Annotated in this window: 15 protein-coding genes; 11 read left to right on the plus strand and 4 right to left on the minus strand. The window is 70.3% G+C overall.

Annotated features, from left to right (window positions below):
* Positions 1-48 precede the first annotated feature (48 nt).
* Positions 49-738 carry a lysoplasmalogenase gene (locus ASD78_RS12045; RefSeq protein ID WP_056101908.1) on the minus strand — a complete coding sequence of 230 codons (690 nt, stop codon included), beginning with the start codon at positions 736-738 and terminating at the stop codon, positions 49-51.
* 87 nt (positions 739-825) lie between these two features.
* Entirely contained in the window at positions 826-2,385 is a 1,560-nt protein-coding gene (locus ASD78_RS12050) for a transglycosylase SLT domain-containing protein (protein ID WP_056101657.1), read from the minus strand.
* A 156-nt stretch (positions 2,386-2,541) separates the two neighbouring features.
* On the opposite strand from ASD78_RS12050, the gene ASD78_RS12055 reads away from it, so the two are divergent.
* The 3 genes from ASD78_RS12055 (at position 2,542) to greB (ending at position 5,211) form a co-directional block, all read left to right on the plus strand.
* Positions 2,542-4,065 carry a helicase HerA-like domain-containing protein gene (locus tag ASD78_RS12055; protein ID WP_056101660.1) on the plus strand — a complete coding sequence of 508 codons (1,524 nt, stop codon included), beginning with the start codon at positions 2,542-2,544 and terminating at the stop codon, positions 4,063-4,065.
* A 134-nt stretch (positions 4,066-4,199) separates the two neighbouring features.
* A complete protein-coding gene (locus ASD78_RS12060) occupies positions 4,200-4,697 on the plus strand; it encodes a copper resistance protein NlpE (RefSeq protein ID WP_055899830.1) in 498 nt (165 codons plus the stop codon).
* 10 nt (positions 4,698-4,707) lie between these two features.
* Entirely contained in the window at positions 4,708-5,211 is a 504-nt protein-coding gene (gene greB / locus ASD78_RS12065; RefSeq protein ID WP_055899833.1) for a transcription elongation factor GreB, read from the plus strand.
* 15 nt (positions 5,212-5,226) lie between these two features.
* On the opposite strand, the gene ASD78_RS12070 is transcribed toward greB, so the two are convergent.
* On the minus strand, positions 5,227-5,895 hold the full coding sequence (locus ASD78_RS12070) for a hypothetical protein (protein WP_056101663.1): 669 nt from the start codon (positions 5,893-5,895) through the stop codon (positions 5,227-5,229).
* Between the two features lie 162 nt (positions 5,896-6,057).
* Here ASD78_RS12070 and ASD78_RS12075 point away from each other — a divergent pair, with 162 nt between their 5' ends.
* Positions 6,058-7,293, plus strand: a complete 1,236-nt coding sequence (locus ASD78_RS12075; RefSeq protein WP_056101666.1) for a DUF4010 domain-containing protein — start codon at positions 6,058-6,060, stop codon at positions 7,291-7,293.
* A gap of 13 nt (positions 7,294-7,306) precedes the next feature.
* Here the strand turns inward: ASD78_RS12075 and rimO are convergent, their stop codons facing one another.
* The gene (gene rimO, locus ASD78_RS12080; protein ID WP_055899842.1) at positions 7,307-8,680 is read right to left on the minus strand and encodes a 30S ribosomal protein S12 methylthiotransferase RimO; all 1,374 of its coding nucleotides are present in this window, start codon (positions 8,678-8,680) and stop codon (positions 7,307-7,309) included.
* 192 nt (positions 8,681-8,872) lie between these two features.
* On the opposite strand from rimO, the gene ASD78_RS12085 reads away from it, so the two are divergent.
* The 7 genes from ASD78_RS12085 to ASD78_RS12115 all read left to right on the plus strand — a co-directional run bounded on the left by ASD78_RS12085 (position 8,873) and on the right by ASD78_RS12115 (position 14,851).
* Positions 8,873-9,535, plus strand: a complete 663-nt coding sequence (locus ASD78_RS12085; RefSeq protein WP_055899845.1) for a dienelactone hydrolase family protein — start codon at positions 8,873-8,875, stop codon at positions 9,533-9,535.
* Complete coding sequence (locus tag ASD78_RS12090) at positions 9,532-9,942, plus strand: HIT family protein (protein ID WP_055899848.1); 411 nt, start codon at positions 9,532-9,534, stop codon at positions 9,940-9,942. The genes ASD78_RS12085 and ASD78_RS12090 overlap by 4 nt, the downstream gene beginning before the upstream one ends.
* Positions 9,939-10,652 carry a 5-oxoprolinase subunit PxpB gene (pxpB, locus tag ASD78_RS12095; protein WP_056101669.1) on the plus strand — a complete coding sequence of 238 codons (714 nt, stop codon included), beginning with the start codon at positions 9,939-9,941 and terminating at the stop codon, positions 10,650-10,652. Before ASD78_RS12090 ends, pxpB begins: the two co-directional genes overlap by 4 nt.
* Positions 10,649-11,623 (plus strand): biotin-dependent carboxyltransferase family protein, encoded by a 975-nt coding sequence (locus ASD78_RS12100; RefSeq protein WP_055899854.1) that lies wholly within the window; start codon positions 10,649-10,651, stop codon positions 11,621-11,623. Before pxpB ends, ASD78_RS12100 begins: the two co-directional genes overlap by 4 nt.
* 297 nt (positions 11,624-11,920) lie before the next feature.
* Positions 11,921-13,759 carry a DUF885 domain-containing protein gene (locus ASD78_RS12105; protein WP_056101672.1) on the plus strand — a complete coding sequence of 613 codons (1,839 nt, stop codon included), beginning with the start codon at positions 11,921-11,923 and terminating at the stop codon, positions 13,757-13,759.
* 104 nt (positions 13,760-13,863) lie between these two features.
* On the plus strand, positions 13,864-14,046 hold the full coding sequence (locus ASD78_RS12110; protein ID WP_055899860.1) for a DUF5668 domain-containing protein: 183 nt from the start codon (positions 13,864-13,866) through the stop codon (positions 14,044-14,046).
* A gap of 37 nt (positions 14,047-14,083) precedes the next feature.
* Positions 14,084-14,851: a 5-oxoprolinase subunit PxpA gene (locus ASD78_RS12115; protein WP_055899863.1), complete on the plus strand. Its 768-nt coding sequence runs from the start codon at positions 14,084-14,086 to the stop codon at positions 14,849-14,851.
* Positions 14,852-14,980 lie beyond the last annotated feature (129 nt).

Here is a 14,980-nt window from a genome sequence, read left to right on the forward strand (position 1 = left end):
GGTCGCCGCCGCGCACGCGACGATGCCTCGCGATAAGGGAGACCGCCCTTAGCGGTCGCGCACCGACAGGCCGATCAGGCTCTGCGCGACCCAGTAGCTCGCCAGCACGACCACGCTCGCCGTCGCGAACGGCGCGGCGAAGCGGTCGATCGCCAGGGTCGCGTCCGAAATCACGAAACTCAGGCCGCCCAGCGCCGCCAGGGCGGTCGCGCGCGTGCGCCGGCGCCACCACGCCGCCGCGGCCTGCGCGGCCATCGCCGCCAGCACCAGCACATAGACCACCACCGGCCCGCGCAGCTCGCCCGGCAGATGCGGCCACAGCACCGACAGCACGGCGCCGGCGAGCGCGGAGTAAGCCAGGAACGGCCACACCGCCGCGAACGGCCGCGCGCGTCGCGTCAACGCGACCAGATAGGCCAGGTGCGCGCACAGGAAGCTGCCCAGGCCGAACACGAACCAATCGCCGGGCAGCATCAGGAACACATCGCCCAGCGTCGACAATGCCAGGCCGGCCAAAATCGCGCGCCGGTAGCCGGGTGCCGAGGTCGCCGGCATCGTCCAGACCATCGCCAGCACCAGCAACGTCGCGGCGGGTTTGCTCAGGTAGTGCAGCCAGGGCAGCGGCGCCGTCGCGCCGACGATCGCCAGGACCGCGGCGGTCGCCACCGCGATCAGCCAACTGCGGTCGCGGTTCGGGATCCCGGCGCGCGACGGCGCCGGGTTCGTTTCGATGTTCATGCCCATCCCCCGAGCACGAGGCGCGCATCTGCGACGACAGGCCCGCGGCGCGGTGTTACGACGAAGGCGTCCATGCCCGTTCGCGCCTTATTTGCAGTCGTCGAGCTTCAACTTCTGCCCAGGACGGATCGCGTAACGCGGCGCCTTGAGGCCGTTGCGCTTGGCCAGCCGGCCGGTGTCGCACTGGAACTTCTGCGCGATCGAGGTCAGGGTTTCGCCGCGCTGCACGCGGTAGCTGCTGGGCGCCGACGGGGCCCTCGGCTTGTCCGGCTTCGGCGCGGGCGTCGCGGCGGCCGCGACGGGCAGCGTGCCGTCGCTGGAATCGGGCGAATCGACCATGGTCACCGGGCCGGTGCGCACGATCGCGTTGTTCGGGTCGCTGAGCATCAGGGTGCGCGCCAGATCGGCGCGCGCGCCCTGCACGCACCAGCGGTTGTACAGGCCGACGATCCGGGTGGTGGCGTTGAGGCTGGTGCCGGCGGCCAGGTAGCTGTCGGCCTGGTAGCGCGGATTGAGGTTGCGCAGCGCGCGCATATAGCCGTCGCGGCTGCCGCCGTTGCCCAGGCAGATCGTGAGCTGGTAGATCGAGCTGGGCTGGCTCAGGCGCAGGGTGGCCGGCTTGGGATCGACCTTGGGGAAGCTCAGGCCGTATTCCTTGGGGTGCAGGAACAGCCAGGCCGCGGCGATCACCATCGGCACGTAGTCGCGGGTTTCGGCCGGGAACTGGTTGTAGACCGACTCGTCCCAGAAGTTGCGGCCGCCGCTGGCGTTGAACACGCGCTGGGCGCGGCCTTCGCCGCCGTTGTAGGCGGCCAGCGACAGTTCGATGCTGTTGTTGAGCGCGCCCATGCGTTCGTTGAGATATTCCGCGCTGGCCTGGGCCGAGGCGCGCGCGTCGTAGCGGGTGTCGAAACCGGTGCCGTCGTCGCCCAGACCGAAGCGCCTGCCGGTCGCGTACATGAACTGCATCGGCCCGGCCGCGCCGGCGCGCGAGGTCGAGTGCACGCGGCCGTTGGATTCCTTGGCCATGATCCCGAACAGCAGCGCCTCGGGCAGGCCGGCGCGCTCGTACTGCGGCCACATCATCTGGCGCAGGTATTGGTAGTTCTCGTGACTCTGGATCAGCGATCCGCGCATGTCGGTGAGCCAGCGACGGATACCGGCCTGCACGGCCGGGTTGTACTGCACCATCTTGACGAAGCGCTGGCCGTCGGCGTTGAGCAGCGCGGCGGCGCGCGCGGCCTGCGGCACGTCGGCGGCGAACGAACCGTCGGCGTCCAGCGGGGCTTCGTCCTCTTCGTCGCCGGCGTCGGCGCGCGATTCGGCATCGGCATTGGCCTTGAGCAGGCGCTTGTAGCTGGTCAGCATCGTGGTCAGCTGGCAGCCCTTCTGCTTGTTGCAGGCCGTGATCACGTCCTCCATGTCCTCCAGCGCGGCATCGCTCAGCTTCTGGCCGTCGGGATCGGCGTTGCGGATCTGCACCAGCGCGGCGCGGTACTTGGACTCGGCGGCCTGCATGCGCTGATTGAGCGCGTCGACCGCAGCCTGATCGCGCTTGGACAGGGCCGAGGCGTCGAAGGGCAGCGCGGCCAGCGCGAAAAAGGCAGCAGCGGCGAAGGCGCCGGAAATACGGACAAATGAGGGCATGGACGACAAAGGCAGCGAGGGGTCCGGGCAGGGTAGCGTCGGCGGTCCATGCGGGGCAAGGAAACGCGACCGGGAAGCCGCAGCGTTTATGAACGCCGCCGCCGCGCAAGCGCGACGCTGCCGCTAGAATCGTCCGATCTTCCAACGGACGCCGACATGGACTCGACGCAGAACGCCATCCTCCTGGGCAAAGCCGTGACCACGCCCGAGAGCGGCCAGGTCTACCTGCAGGCCCGGCTGGGCAACCGCCATGGCCTGGTCGCCGGCGCCACCGGTACCGGCAAGACCGTGACCCTGATGACGATCGCGGAGGGCTTCTCGCGCCTGGGCGTGCCAGTGTTCCTGGCCGATGTGAAGGGCGACGTCGCCGGTCTGGCCGTGGCCGGCAGCCCGAACGACAAGCTGCTCGCGCGCGTGGCCGAGCTGGGCGTGCCCGACTACGCGCCCGAGGCCAACCCGACGGTGTTCTGGGACCTGTTCGGCAAGCTCGGCCATCCGGTGCGCACCACCGTCAGCGAGATGGGGCCGACCCTGCTGGCGCGCATCCTGGAGCTCAACGACACCCAGTCGGGCGTGCTCGACATCGTGTTCAAGCTCGCCGACGACCGCGGCCTGCTGCTGCTCGACCTCAAGGACCTGCGCGCGCTGCTGGGACTGGTGGCCGAGGAGCGCAAGGACATCTCGACGTCCTACGGCCTGGTCAGCGCTCAGTCGGTGGGCGCGATCCAGCGCTCGCTGCTGCGCCTGGAACAGGAAGGCGCCGACGCCTTCTTCGGCGAGCCGGCGCTGGAACTGAGCGATCTGATGCGCACCACGCCCAACGGCCGCGGCATGATCAACATCCTCGCCTCCGAGCAGCTGATCATGAAGCCGCGGCTGTATTCGAGCTTCCTGCTGTGGCTGCTGTCGGAGCTGTTCGAGAACCTGCCGGAAGTCGGCGATCTCGACAAACCCAAGCTGGTGTTCGTGTTCGACGAGGCCCACCTGCTGTTCGACGACGCCCCGCCGGCCTTGCAGCAGCGCGTGGAACAGGTAGTGCGCATCATTCGCTCCAAGGGCGTGGGCGTGTATTTCTGCTCGCAGTTCCCCGACGACGTGCCCGACGACATCCTCGGCCAGCTCGGCAACCGCGTGCAGCACGCACTGCGCGCCTTCACCCCGCGCGACCAGAAAGCGGTCAGGACCGCGGCCGAAACCTTCGTGCCGAACCCGGCGCTCGACGTCGCCGAGGCGATTTCCAAGCTCGGCACCGGCGAGGCGCTGGTGTCGACCCTGCAGGACAAGGGCGTGCCGATGCCGGTCGAGCGCACTTTGATCGCGCCGCCACGCAGCCGGATGGGCGCGATCACCGAAGCCGAACGCGCGCAGGTGCGGGCCGGCAGCCCGGTCGGGCACAAGTACGACACCGAGATCGACCGCGAGTCGGCCTCGGAAATGCTGGCCAAGCGCGCCGAAACCGCCGCCGCCCAGGCCGAGGCGCCGCCGGCCAAGACCCGCGAACAGGACGAAGCCGAGGAAGGCGGCTTCGGCCAGGCGGTCAAGGACGCCGTGTTCGGCACCAAGCGCCGCCAGGGCATGGTCGAGACCATGGCCAAGCAGACCGCGCGTACGGTCGGCAACCAGATCGGCCAGAAGATCCTGCGCGGCCTGCTCGGCGGAATCTTCGGCGGTAAGCGTTAAAGTCCGGAATTCGGGAGCCGGGAGCCGGTAACGGCGGTTCGCACCGCGAGGCCGCATTTCCAAAGGCTTTCGAGTTCTGAGTTCTGAGTTCCGAGTTACGAATCCCCCTTCACCCACATACGGAGCGTGTCCGCATGAACCCGAAGCTGCTCGTGATCGCCAGCGCCGTCCTCAGCGTCGCCATCGTCGGCTGCAAGCCCAAGCCGCCGGCCGAACCCGCCGCCGATGCGCCCAAGGCCGAAGCCGCCGTCGCCCCCGCGGCGGTGCCGGAAGCGGCGCCGCCGCCGGCCGCACCGGCGCTGGACGCCAAGGCGTTCGCCGGCACCTTCAGCGGCACCCTGCCCTGCGCGGACTGCCCCGGCATCGACACCAAGATCGAACTGAAGGCCGACGGCAGCTACGCCATCGACGAGACCTACCAGTCGCGCAAGGACGGCAACCACAAGGGCGACGGCACCTGGACCGCCGAGGAAGCCGGCCAGCGCCTGCGCCTGGACCCGAACAGCAAGACCGAGGACGACCGCCTGTACCAGGTGGTTTCGGCCGACGAAATCCGCGCCGTGGACAAGGACGGCAAGGCGATCGAAAGCCAGGCCAACCTCAGCCTCAAGCGTCAGCCGGCCGCGCAGTAAGGGCCGCGCGATGGGCCGATGGCGACCTCCCGCGGAGCACAGCACCGCCCTGATCACGCGGGAGGGCCACGCCCGGCTCAAGCTGGAACTGGACGAGCTGTGGCGCGTGCGCCGTCCTGAAGTGGTCAAAGCCCTGGCCGCCGCGGCGGCCGAGGGCGACCGCTCGGAAAACGCCGAGTACACCTACCGCAAGAAGCAATTGGGCGAGATCGACCGCCGCGTGCGCTACCTCAGCAAGCGCCTGCCGGCGCTGCGCGTGGTCGAGACCGCGCCCACCGACCCGGACGCGGTCTATTTCGGCGCCTGGGTCGAAGTGGAGAACGTCGCCGACGGCGAACTGCAGCGTTACCGCATCGTCGGCCCCGACGAAACCGATGCGCGCCTGGGCCATATCAGCATCGATTCGCCGCTGGCCCGGGCCATGCTCAAGAAGCGCATCGACGACGAATTCGAAGCGACGCTGCCGGGCGGTCCCGCGCGATTCGCGATCGTCGAGGTGCGGTACGGGGAGTGAGGTTCACGCGGCGCGTCAGCCGCCCGTCCCCAGCGCCGCGTCCAGCAACTCGTCCGGGTTCGGCGCGTCTTCCATGTACACCGGCGACGACTTGGCGGCGAGCTTGCGTTCCGGACCGTAGCGGTAGGCTTCGTCGCCCTGGCCGCTGTCGTTGACGTGGCCGACCTGGACGATGCGCGCGCCGGTCAGCAGGTTCCAGCTGAACTTCAGGCTGTCGTGACTGTTGGTGCGGCTGTAGCGCTCCGCATCCAGGCCGATCAGGCGCATGCGCCGGGTCTGGGCGTCGTAGCGGTAGCGGTAGGTCGTCGCGGTGGCGGTGGTGCCGCCGGTGAGATCCTCGACGATCAGCACGTTCTTCTTCAGCGACAGCGCGGCCGCGCCCAGCGGCGTGGTCTCGAGTTCGGCTTCGCCCGCGGGCGTAGTGCCCCACTCGAGTTCGTCCTTGTAACCGAGCATCACCTTCAACAGGCGCTTGTCGTCGTTGCCGCCCACGTAGGCGGTATCGACCAGGCCGTCGCCATTGAAGTCGCCATTCAGACGCGCCTCGATCCGCGAATCGTCGGGCAGATAGTCCAGCAGCATGGGTTCGGTCATCGGGGCCGGCTGCGGTTGCTGCGCCGCGGCCACGCCGGTCAGCAAGGCTGCGCATCCCATTCCCAGCCAGGCCTTGGTCCTGCTCTTCATCCCTAAATCCCCCTGTACCGATCCAATGCGCGAATCCTACTCCCGCGCCGTTCCCAGGGATCACGCAAAACCTGCATCGCCCAGGCCAGGGCCGGGATGACCGCCGCGACGCCGGCCGCCTAAGATGGGCCTTATCGCCGCTACCCCGCCCGGAGACGTCGCTTGGAACTCGACAGCGTATTGCGCGGCCTGCTCAGCGCGCTCGCGATCGGCCTGCTGATCGGCGTGGTGCGCGAGCGCGCGCATGCCGGCGAACGCGCCGCGGTGGCCGGCGTGCGCACCCATGCGGTGGTCGCGATCGCGGCCGCGGCCGCGGCCCTGCTCGGCACCGCGGTATTGGCGGCGCTGCTGCTGGTGGTCGGGGCGCTGGCCCTGGCCGCCTACCTGCACACGCGCCACGACGATCCCGGCCTGACCGGCGAGGTCGCGCTGTGCGCGACCGCCCTGCTCGCCGCCTATGCCCAGAGCGAGCCGGCCCTGGCCGCGGGCTTGGGCGTGCTGGTCGCCGGCCTGCTGTTCGCCAAGCGGCCACTGCAGGCCTTCGCCCGCCAGGTCGTGTCCGAGCGCGAACTGCAGGATGCGCTGCTGCTGGCCGCGGCGGCGTTGATCGTGCTGCCGCTGCTGCCCGACACCGCGGTCGATCCCTGGGACGTGCTGGTGCCGTCGGCGCTGTGGAAGCTGGTGGTGCTGGTAATGGCCGTGGGCATGCTCGGCCACATCGCCCTGCGCAGCGTCGGCGCGCGCTGGGGCCTGCCGGTGGCGGGTTTTTTCTCCGGCTTCGCCTCTTCGACCGCGGCGGTGGCAGGGTTCGGCGAACGCAGCCGCGAAGAGGCCGCGCTGACCGGCGTGTCCGCGGCCGCCGCCCTGCTCGCCAATCTGGCCTCGCTGGCCTTGTTCGCCGGCGTGATCGGCACCGCGGCGCCGAGCCTGCTGCGCGCCAGCGCCTGGCCGCTGGCGGCGGCCGCGGCGGTGCTGGCTATCGCGGCCGCATTGGGCTTGCGCAAGCCCGGCGCCAGCCATGCCCTGCCGAAAGCGCCGCCGGCGCGCGCCTTCCGCCTGAGCCATGCCTTGCTGTTGGCGGCGGTGATCGCGGCGGTGCTGTTGTTGTCGGCATGGATGCGCCACCTGTTCGGCGACGCCGGGGCGCTGATCACCGCGATGCTGGTCGCGCTGGCCGAACTGCACGCGGCCGCGGCCAGCGTCGCCCAGCTCAGTCAGGCCGGCGACCTGAGCCTGGAGCACGCGCGTTGGGGCGTGGTCGGCCTGCTCGCGGCCAGCGCCGTGACCAAGACCGCGCTCGCCTTCGCCAGCGGCAATCGCCGCTACGCCCTGCACGTCGGCGCGGGCCTGCTCGGCATGGCCGCAGCCTGCGCCGCGGCGACCCTGGCCGGCGCCTAGGCGCGCGGCGCGCTCAGTCCTCGAACGCGACCTCACCGTAGAGGTCGTGCTCGTCGCTGCCCAGGATCTGCACGTCGACGAACTCGCCCGGCTGCAGCCCGGCTTCGAAACCGTTCTGGATCTGGACCAGGCCGTCGATATCCGGCGCATCGCCCATGCTGCGCGCGATCGCCAGTTCGCCGTCGAGCGCATCGACGATGCAGCGCTGCACGCTGCCGACCTTGGCTTCGAGCTTGGCCGCGGAAATCTCGGCCTGACGCTCCATGAAGCGCGCCAGACGTTCCTGCTTCACTTCCTCGGGCAGCGGATCGGGCAGCGCATTGGCCTGGGCGCCATCGACCGGCGAATAGGCGAAAGCGCCGACGCGATCGAGCTGGGCCTCGTCGAGGAAGTCCAGCAACTCCTCGAACTCGGCCTCGGTCTCGCCCGGGAAACCGACGATGAAGGTGCTGCGGATGGTGATGTCCGGCGCGATCCCGCGCCAGCGCTGGATCCGCTCCAGGGTCTTGTCGACCGCGCCCGGACGCTTCATCAACTTGAGCACGCGCGGGCTGGCGTGCTGGAACGGAATATCCAGGTACGGCAGCAGGATCGGCATGCCGTTGGCGCCGGTCTGCGCCATCAGCGGAATGATCTCGTCCACGTGCGGATACGGGTAGACGTAGTGCAGGCGCGTCCACAGGCCGAGCTCGCCCAGGCCTTCGCACAGCGCCTTCATCCGGGTCTGGTAGGACTTGCCGCGCCATTCGCGCTCGGCGTACTTCATATCCACGCCATAGGCCGAGGTGTCCTGCGAGATCACCAGCAGCTCGCGCACCCCGCCCATCGCCAGCTTCTCGGCTTCGCGCAGCACTTGGTCCACCGGGCGCGAGACCAGGTCGCCGCGCATCGAGGGAATGATGCAGAAGCTGCAGCGGTGATTGCAGCCTTCGGAAATCTTCAGATAGGCGTAGTGCTTGGGCGTGAGCTTGACGCCGATGCCGTCGTCGAGCTCCAGCGCGCGTCGCGGCACCAGATCGATGAAGGGATCGTGCTTGGGCGGCAATGCGCTGTGCACCGCGGTCATCACGCTGGCGTAGTCCTGCGGGCCGCTGATCGAGAGCACGCCGGGGTGGGTGTCGCGGATCAGCTCCGAGCGCTTGCCCAGGCAGCCGGTGACGATGACCTTGCCGTTCTCGGCGATCGCCTCGCCGATCGCGTCCAGCGACTCGGTCACCGCCGAATCGATGAAGCCGCAGGTGTTGACCACGACCACGTCGGCGGCGTCGTAGCTCTGGACGATGTCGTAGCCCTCCACCCGCAGCTGGGTCAGGATGCGCTCGGAATCGACCAGGGCCTTGGGGCAGCCGAGGCTGACGAAACCGACTTTGGGATTGACTGAAGACATGCGCGAGTGGACCTGGCGGGACGCTCGGTCGCGCATGCGCGCGAGGCCGGACGTACGGGCTGAGTAGTGGGTGCGGAGGCCCGCGAGGACGGGCGCAACGGAAGCGGAACCGGCGCCTGATGCCGCCGGGGTCGCGAATTATAGCCCCGGCGCTAAACTGGACTCGATTCCCGCAGCTGAACGGAGGCCGCCATGGGCCAGTGGACCGATCTGGACACCCCGCACGGGCCAATCGCGGCCTGGCGCGCCGAACCCAGCGGCCCCTCGCGCGGGGCCGTGGTGGTGCTGCAGGAGATATTCGGGGTCAACGAGCACATCCGCAGCGTCGCCGAGCGTTTCGCCCAGGCCGGCTACGTCGCGCTGGCGCCGGACCTGTTCGCCCCGATCCGGCCGCACATCGAGCTGGGCTACGGCAGCGAGGACCAGGCGCGCGGGGTCGAGTTGCGCAACGAGCTCGGCTTCGACCGCGCCATCGACATCGCCGGCGCGGCCGCGCAGCGCTTGCAGAGCGAAGGCCTGCGCACCGGCGCGGTCGGCTACTGCTGGGGCGGCAGCCTCGCCTTCCTGTGCAACACCCGCCTCGGCCTGCCGGCGGTGAGCTACTACGGCGCGCGCACCCTGCCTTTCCTCGGCGAGCCGCTGCGCGCGCCGATCCAGTTCCACTTCGGCGAGCGCGACGCCAGCATCCCGCCGGAGGCCATCGACCGGCACCGCGCGGCGATGCCGACCGCGCCGATCTATCTCTACAACGCCGGCCATGGCTTCAATTGCGAACCGCGCCCGGATTACCACGCCGACAGCGCCGCCCTGGCCTGGAGGCGTACCCTGGACTTCTTTGCGGATGCGCTGAAATGAACCCCTGGCACCTGCACCCGCAATTGGCGGACGACACCCACCCGGTCGCGCAGTTCAAACTGTGCGAATTGCGCCTGATGGACGACGCCAACCACCCCTGGCTGATCCTGGTGCCGCGGGTCGAGGACGCGGTCGAACTGATCGACCTCGACGAAGCCCAGCAGGTCGAGCTGACCCGCGAGGTCGCCACCACCAGCCGCGCGCTACAGCAGGCGTTCTCGCCGCACAAGCTCAACGTCGCCGCGCTCGGCAACCTGGTGCCGCAGCTGCACGTGCACGTGATCGCGCGCTTCCGCGAGGACATCGCCTGGCCGCGCCCGGTCTGGGGCATGGCCACCGCGCAGCCGTACTCGCCCGAGGCACTGGTGCGCCGCATCCAGCGTCTGCAGGAGGCGCTGCGGACGTGAACCGGCGCGCGCCGGACGTGCTGGCGCTGGCCGACGACGCCTGGCTGCTGCGCTACGGCGACGGCGACGGCGAAATCGACGACGCCCTCAACGCCCGCGTCCACGCCGACGCCGCGCGCCTGCGCGCGGCCGCGCCGGCCTGGCTGCGCGACCTGGTGCCGGCCTATGCCAGCCTGGCGGTGTTCTTCGACACCGCGGCGATCGACGCCGTGCCTGCGCGCGACTGGCTGCTGGCCTGCCTGGACGCCGACGAAGCCGCGGACGCACGCGTAGCAACTGCGCGCGAAATCGAAATCCCGGTGGTTTACGGCGGCGAGCACGGCCCCGACCTGGATTCGGCCGCGGCCGAGCTGGGCCTCACGCCGCAAACCCTGGCCGAACGCCACGCCGCCGGCCGTTACACCGTGGCGATGATCGGTTTCGCCCCGGGTTTCCCCTATCTGTCGGGCCTGGACCCGGCCCTGGCGCTGCCGCGCCTGGCGACCCCGCGCACCCAGGTGGCCGCCGGCAGCGTCGCCATCGGCGGCGCCCAGACCGGCATCTACCCGCGCGCCAGCCCCGGCGGTTGGCGCATCCTCGGACGCACGCCGTTGACGCTGTTCGACCCCCAGCGCGATCCGCCGACCGCACTGCTGCCGGGCGATCGCGTGCGTTTCGTCGCCATCGACGCCGCGCAGTTCGCACGCCTCTCACAGCTGGCGCCCGCATGAGCCGGCAAGTGCAGGTGTTGGCGCCCGGGCTGCTGACCACGGTGCAGGACCTGGGCCGCGACGGCTGGCGTCACCTCGGCGTGGCCCGCGCCGGCGCGCTCGATCCGGACGCGGCGCGCCTGGGCAATCGCCTGGTCGGCAACGATGCCGGCGCGGCGGTGCTGGAACTGACCTTGCACGGACCGACGCTGTGCTTCGACGCGCCGGTGCGGATCGCGCTGATCGGCCGCAGCGTCGCCGCGCGTTTCGATGGCGTCGCGCTGCCGATGGGCCGGCCGATCGAGCTGCCCGCCGGTACCCTGAGCTTGGGCGCGGTGCGCTACGGCGCACGCGCCTGGCTCGCGATCGGCGGCGGGATCGCGGTGCCGCAGGTGCTCGGCAGCCGCAGCACGGACCTGCGCGGCGGCTTCGGCGGCCACGAGGGCCGCGCATTGCGTGCGGGCGATACGTTCGCGCTGGGCGCCGCGGCGTCGCCTGCGATCGATGCGCCGCGCATTCCAGCCTGGTGGGCCGATCCCGGCTTCGACGAGAACCGCGATGCACCGGTGCGTTACCTGCCCAGCGCCGATCCCGCGGCCAGCGCATTGGCGAGGCAGTCCTGGCAGGTCAGCGCCGCCAGCAACCGCCAGGGACTGCGCCTGCGCGGCGTGGCGCTGAAAGGCGAACGCAGGGGCGGCCTGTCCGAACCGGTCGCACCGGGCACCCTGCAACTACCACCCGACGGCCAGCCGATCGTATTGCTAGCCGATGCCCAGACCGTCGGCGGCTACCCGCGCCTGGGCCATGTCATCGCCGCCGACCTGCCGCGCCTGGCGCAGTTGCCGCCGCACGCGAGCCTGCGCTTCCAGGCGTGCTCGGTCGAAGAAGCGCAAGCCTGCGCGATCGAGACGCGGGTGCGGCTGCAGCGTCTGTACCTTGCGCTGGAGCGCCCATTGGCGCGCTTCCTCGCCGCCTCCGCCGGAGTGGCGTAAGCCGCGCGTTAGCCGACGCCGTCGCTGAGCCTGCCACTGTGGGAGCGGCGTAAGCCGCGATTGCGTCATTCGGACGACTGCGCCAGTTGAACGCATCGCGGTAATCGAACATCGACGCAAGCGCTGTGACGCGATCGCGGCTTACGCCGCTCCCACAGGACCCCTGCGGCCACGGCCGGCTCCGCAGCACAGGACCGTCGCGCGACGAGGTTCTCATCGCGCACGACTTCGGGCACTGGCCGCTGCTTGCGCGACGTGCTTAGCATGCCCGCTCGACCCCCGTTCCGGAGAGTTCGCATGCGTCCCGTCCGTCTGCTGTCTCTGTCCGCCTGCATCGTGCTCGCGCTGGTCGCGTGCAAAGCGCAGACGCCCGCCGTACCCGATACCGCCGCCAACGCGCCCGCCGCCAGCGTCGCGGTCAACGCCGACTGGCAGCCCGCCATCGACGACTTCATCGCCGGCTATTTCACTCGCTACCCGACCGCCGCCGCCGGCGCCGGCAAGCACGAGTACGACGGCAAGCTGCCCGACTGGTCGCCCGACGCCCTGGCCGCCACCGGCGCCTGGCTCAAACAGGAACGCGCCAAACTGGCCGCGTTCGGCGACGACAAGCTCGATCCCAATCAGCGCTTCCAGCGCGAGTACGCGCTGTCGGTGATCGACGGTCAGCTGTTCTATCTGGAAGACTCCGGCTTCCCGCACAAGAACCCGGCCTTCTACGCCGGCGACCTGTCGCCGAGCATGTACCTCACCCGCCCCTACGCGCCGCTGCCGCAGCGCATGGCCGCGTTCGCGACCTACCAGGAAGCCCTGCCCAAGGCCGCCGAGCAGATCCGCGCCAACCTCAAGGGCCCGCTGCCGGCCAGCTACATCCAGTACGGCAACATCGTCTTCGGCGGCCTGGCCGAGTTCTTCAAGAACGACGCGCCCAAGGCCTTCGCCGAAGTCCCCGACGCCGCGCTGCAGGCGCGCTTCAAGGCCTCCAACGCCAAGGCCATCGAGGCCATGCAGGGCCTGTCGGACTGGCTGAGCGCGCAGAAGCCGCAGGCCACGCAGGACTACGCGATCGGCGCCGAACGCTTCGCCAAGATGCTCAAGGCCACCGAACGCGTCGACATCCCGCTGGACCAGCTCAAGGCCATCGGCGAAGCCGACCTGGCGCGCAACCTGGCCGCGCTCAAGGCCGCCTGCGACCAGTACGCCGCCGGCCAGACCATCAACGCCTGCATCGACAAGGTCAACGCCGACAAGCCGCAGGGCGGCGCGGTCGAGGGCGCGCGCGCCCAGCTGGTCGACCTGCGCAAGTTCCTGGTCGAGAAGGACCTGGTCACCATCCCGGGCACCGAGGAAGCGCGGGTCGAAGAAGCCCCGCCGTTCAACCGCACCAACTTCGCCTACATCGAGATCCCGGGCCCGTACGAGAAGAACCTGCCTTCGGTCTACTACATCGCCCCGCCCGATCCGAAGTGGCCCAAGGCCGAGCAGGACGCCTATGTGCCCGGCAAGGCCGACCTGCTGTTCACTTCTGCGCACGAAGTCTGGCCGGGCCACTTCCTGCAGTTCCTGCACGCCAACCGCTCGCAGTGGAAGTTCGCCCAGTTGTTCGTCGGTTACGCCTATGCCGAGGGCTGGGCGCACTACACCGAGGAAATGATGTACGACGCCGGCGTCGGCGGCGCCACGCCGGAGATCCACATCGGCCAGCTCAGCAACGCCCTGCTGCGCGACGTGCGCTTCATCTCCGCGATCGGCCTGCACACCGGCGGCATGACCGTGGCCCAGTCCGAGCAGATGTTCAAGGAGAAGGCGTTCCAGGACCCGGGCAATGCACGTCAGCAGGCCGCGCGCGGTACCTACGATCCGGGTTACCTCAACTACACCCTGGGCAAGTTGATGATCATGCAGCTGCGCGAGGACTGGACCGCCAGCCGCGGCGGCCGCAGCGCCTGGAAGGCTTTCCACGACCAATTCCTGAGCTACGGCGGCCCGCCGATACCGCTGGTGCGCGCGCAGATGATGGGCGGCCCGGCCGAAGCCAAGCTGTGGCAGGCGCCGGCCGTCGCCGCCACGCCGGCCGCGGCACCGGCACAAGCACCGGCCGACGCCGAAAAGCCGCAATCCGCGCCGGGCGGCTGAACCCACGTGCCCGGCCGCTGCGGCGGCCGGGCACGCTCGGTGAGGAGGCCGCCTCGACGGCCCGCTTGATGGCACACTGTCGGCTCACTCGGGGGAGCGAAACCATGAGATCCAATATCGTCGGCGCGGTAGTGCTGATCGTGATCGGCAGCGTGTTCCTGCTCGACAATCTGGGCCTGGCCGACATCAGCCTGGGCCACCTGATCCGCACCTGGTGGCCGGCGATCCTGATCGTGGTCGGCATCAGCCTGCTGTTCAGGCGCAACCACCAGCGCCCCGAAACCTGAGGCCCGCTGCAGCGCCGCATTGAGGCAAAATCGCGGTGTGAACCCGGCCAGCCATCCGCCCCGTATCGACTTCAACTGCGACCTCGGCGAGGGTTGCGGCGACGACGCCGCGATCCTGCCCTACGTCAGCTCGGCCAACGTCGCCTGCGGCGGCCACGCCGGCGACGAAGCCACCATGCGCGCGACCCTGCGCCTGTGCCGCGAGCACGGCGTCGCCGTCGGCGCCCATCCCGGCTACGAAGACCGCGAACATTTCGGCCGCCGCGTGCTGCCGCTGGACCGCGACGAGATCGGCATGCTGGTCCTCAGCCAGCTCGCGCGCCTGGCCGCGATCGCCGCCGACGAGGGCCTGCGCCTGAGCCACGTCAAACCGCACGGCGCGCTCTACAACCTCGCCGCCGACGACCGCATCGTCGCCGAAGCCATCGTCGGCTCGGTCGCGGCCTTCGATCCCAGCCTCGCGGTGTACGGCCTGTCCGGTTCCGAACTCACCGCCGCCGCCGAAGCCGCCGGCCTGCAGGCCGTGCACGAGGTGTTCGCCGAACGCGGCTACGGCGCCGACGGCCGCCTGCTGCCGCGCGGCACGCCCGGCGCCGTGCTGGAAACGCTGGAGCAGGCGATCGCGCAGGTGCACGGCCTGGCCACGCGCGGCGAAGTCGTCGCCGCCGACGGCAGCGTCCTGCAGCTGCGCGCCGACAGCCTGTGCCTGCACGGCGACCGCGCCGACGCGCCCGCGTTCGCGCGCGCGGTGCGCGCCGCGCTCGAGGCCGACGGCATCCGCATCCTCGCGGTCGATCGCGCGTGATCGCGGCGCAGAGCCCGATCCTCAGCCGTTTCCCACCGCCGTCGTTCCTCGGCGCTTGCGCGCCACCCGCACTCGACACGGACGTCCCCGCCCCGAGCCGGCCGCCCATCCACGGCACCGTCCCAAGCA

It is taken from the genome of Lysobacter sp. Root667, from assembly GCF_001427715.1.
GTDB lineage: Bacteria > Pseudomonadota > Gammaproteobacteria > Xanthomonadales > Xanthomonadaceae > Lysobacter.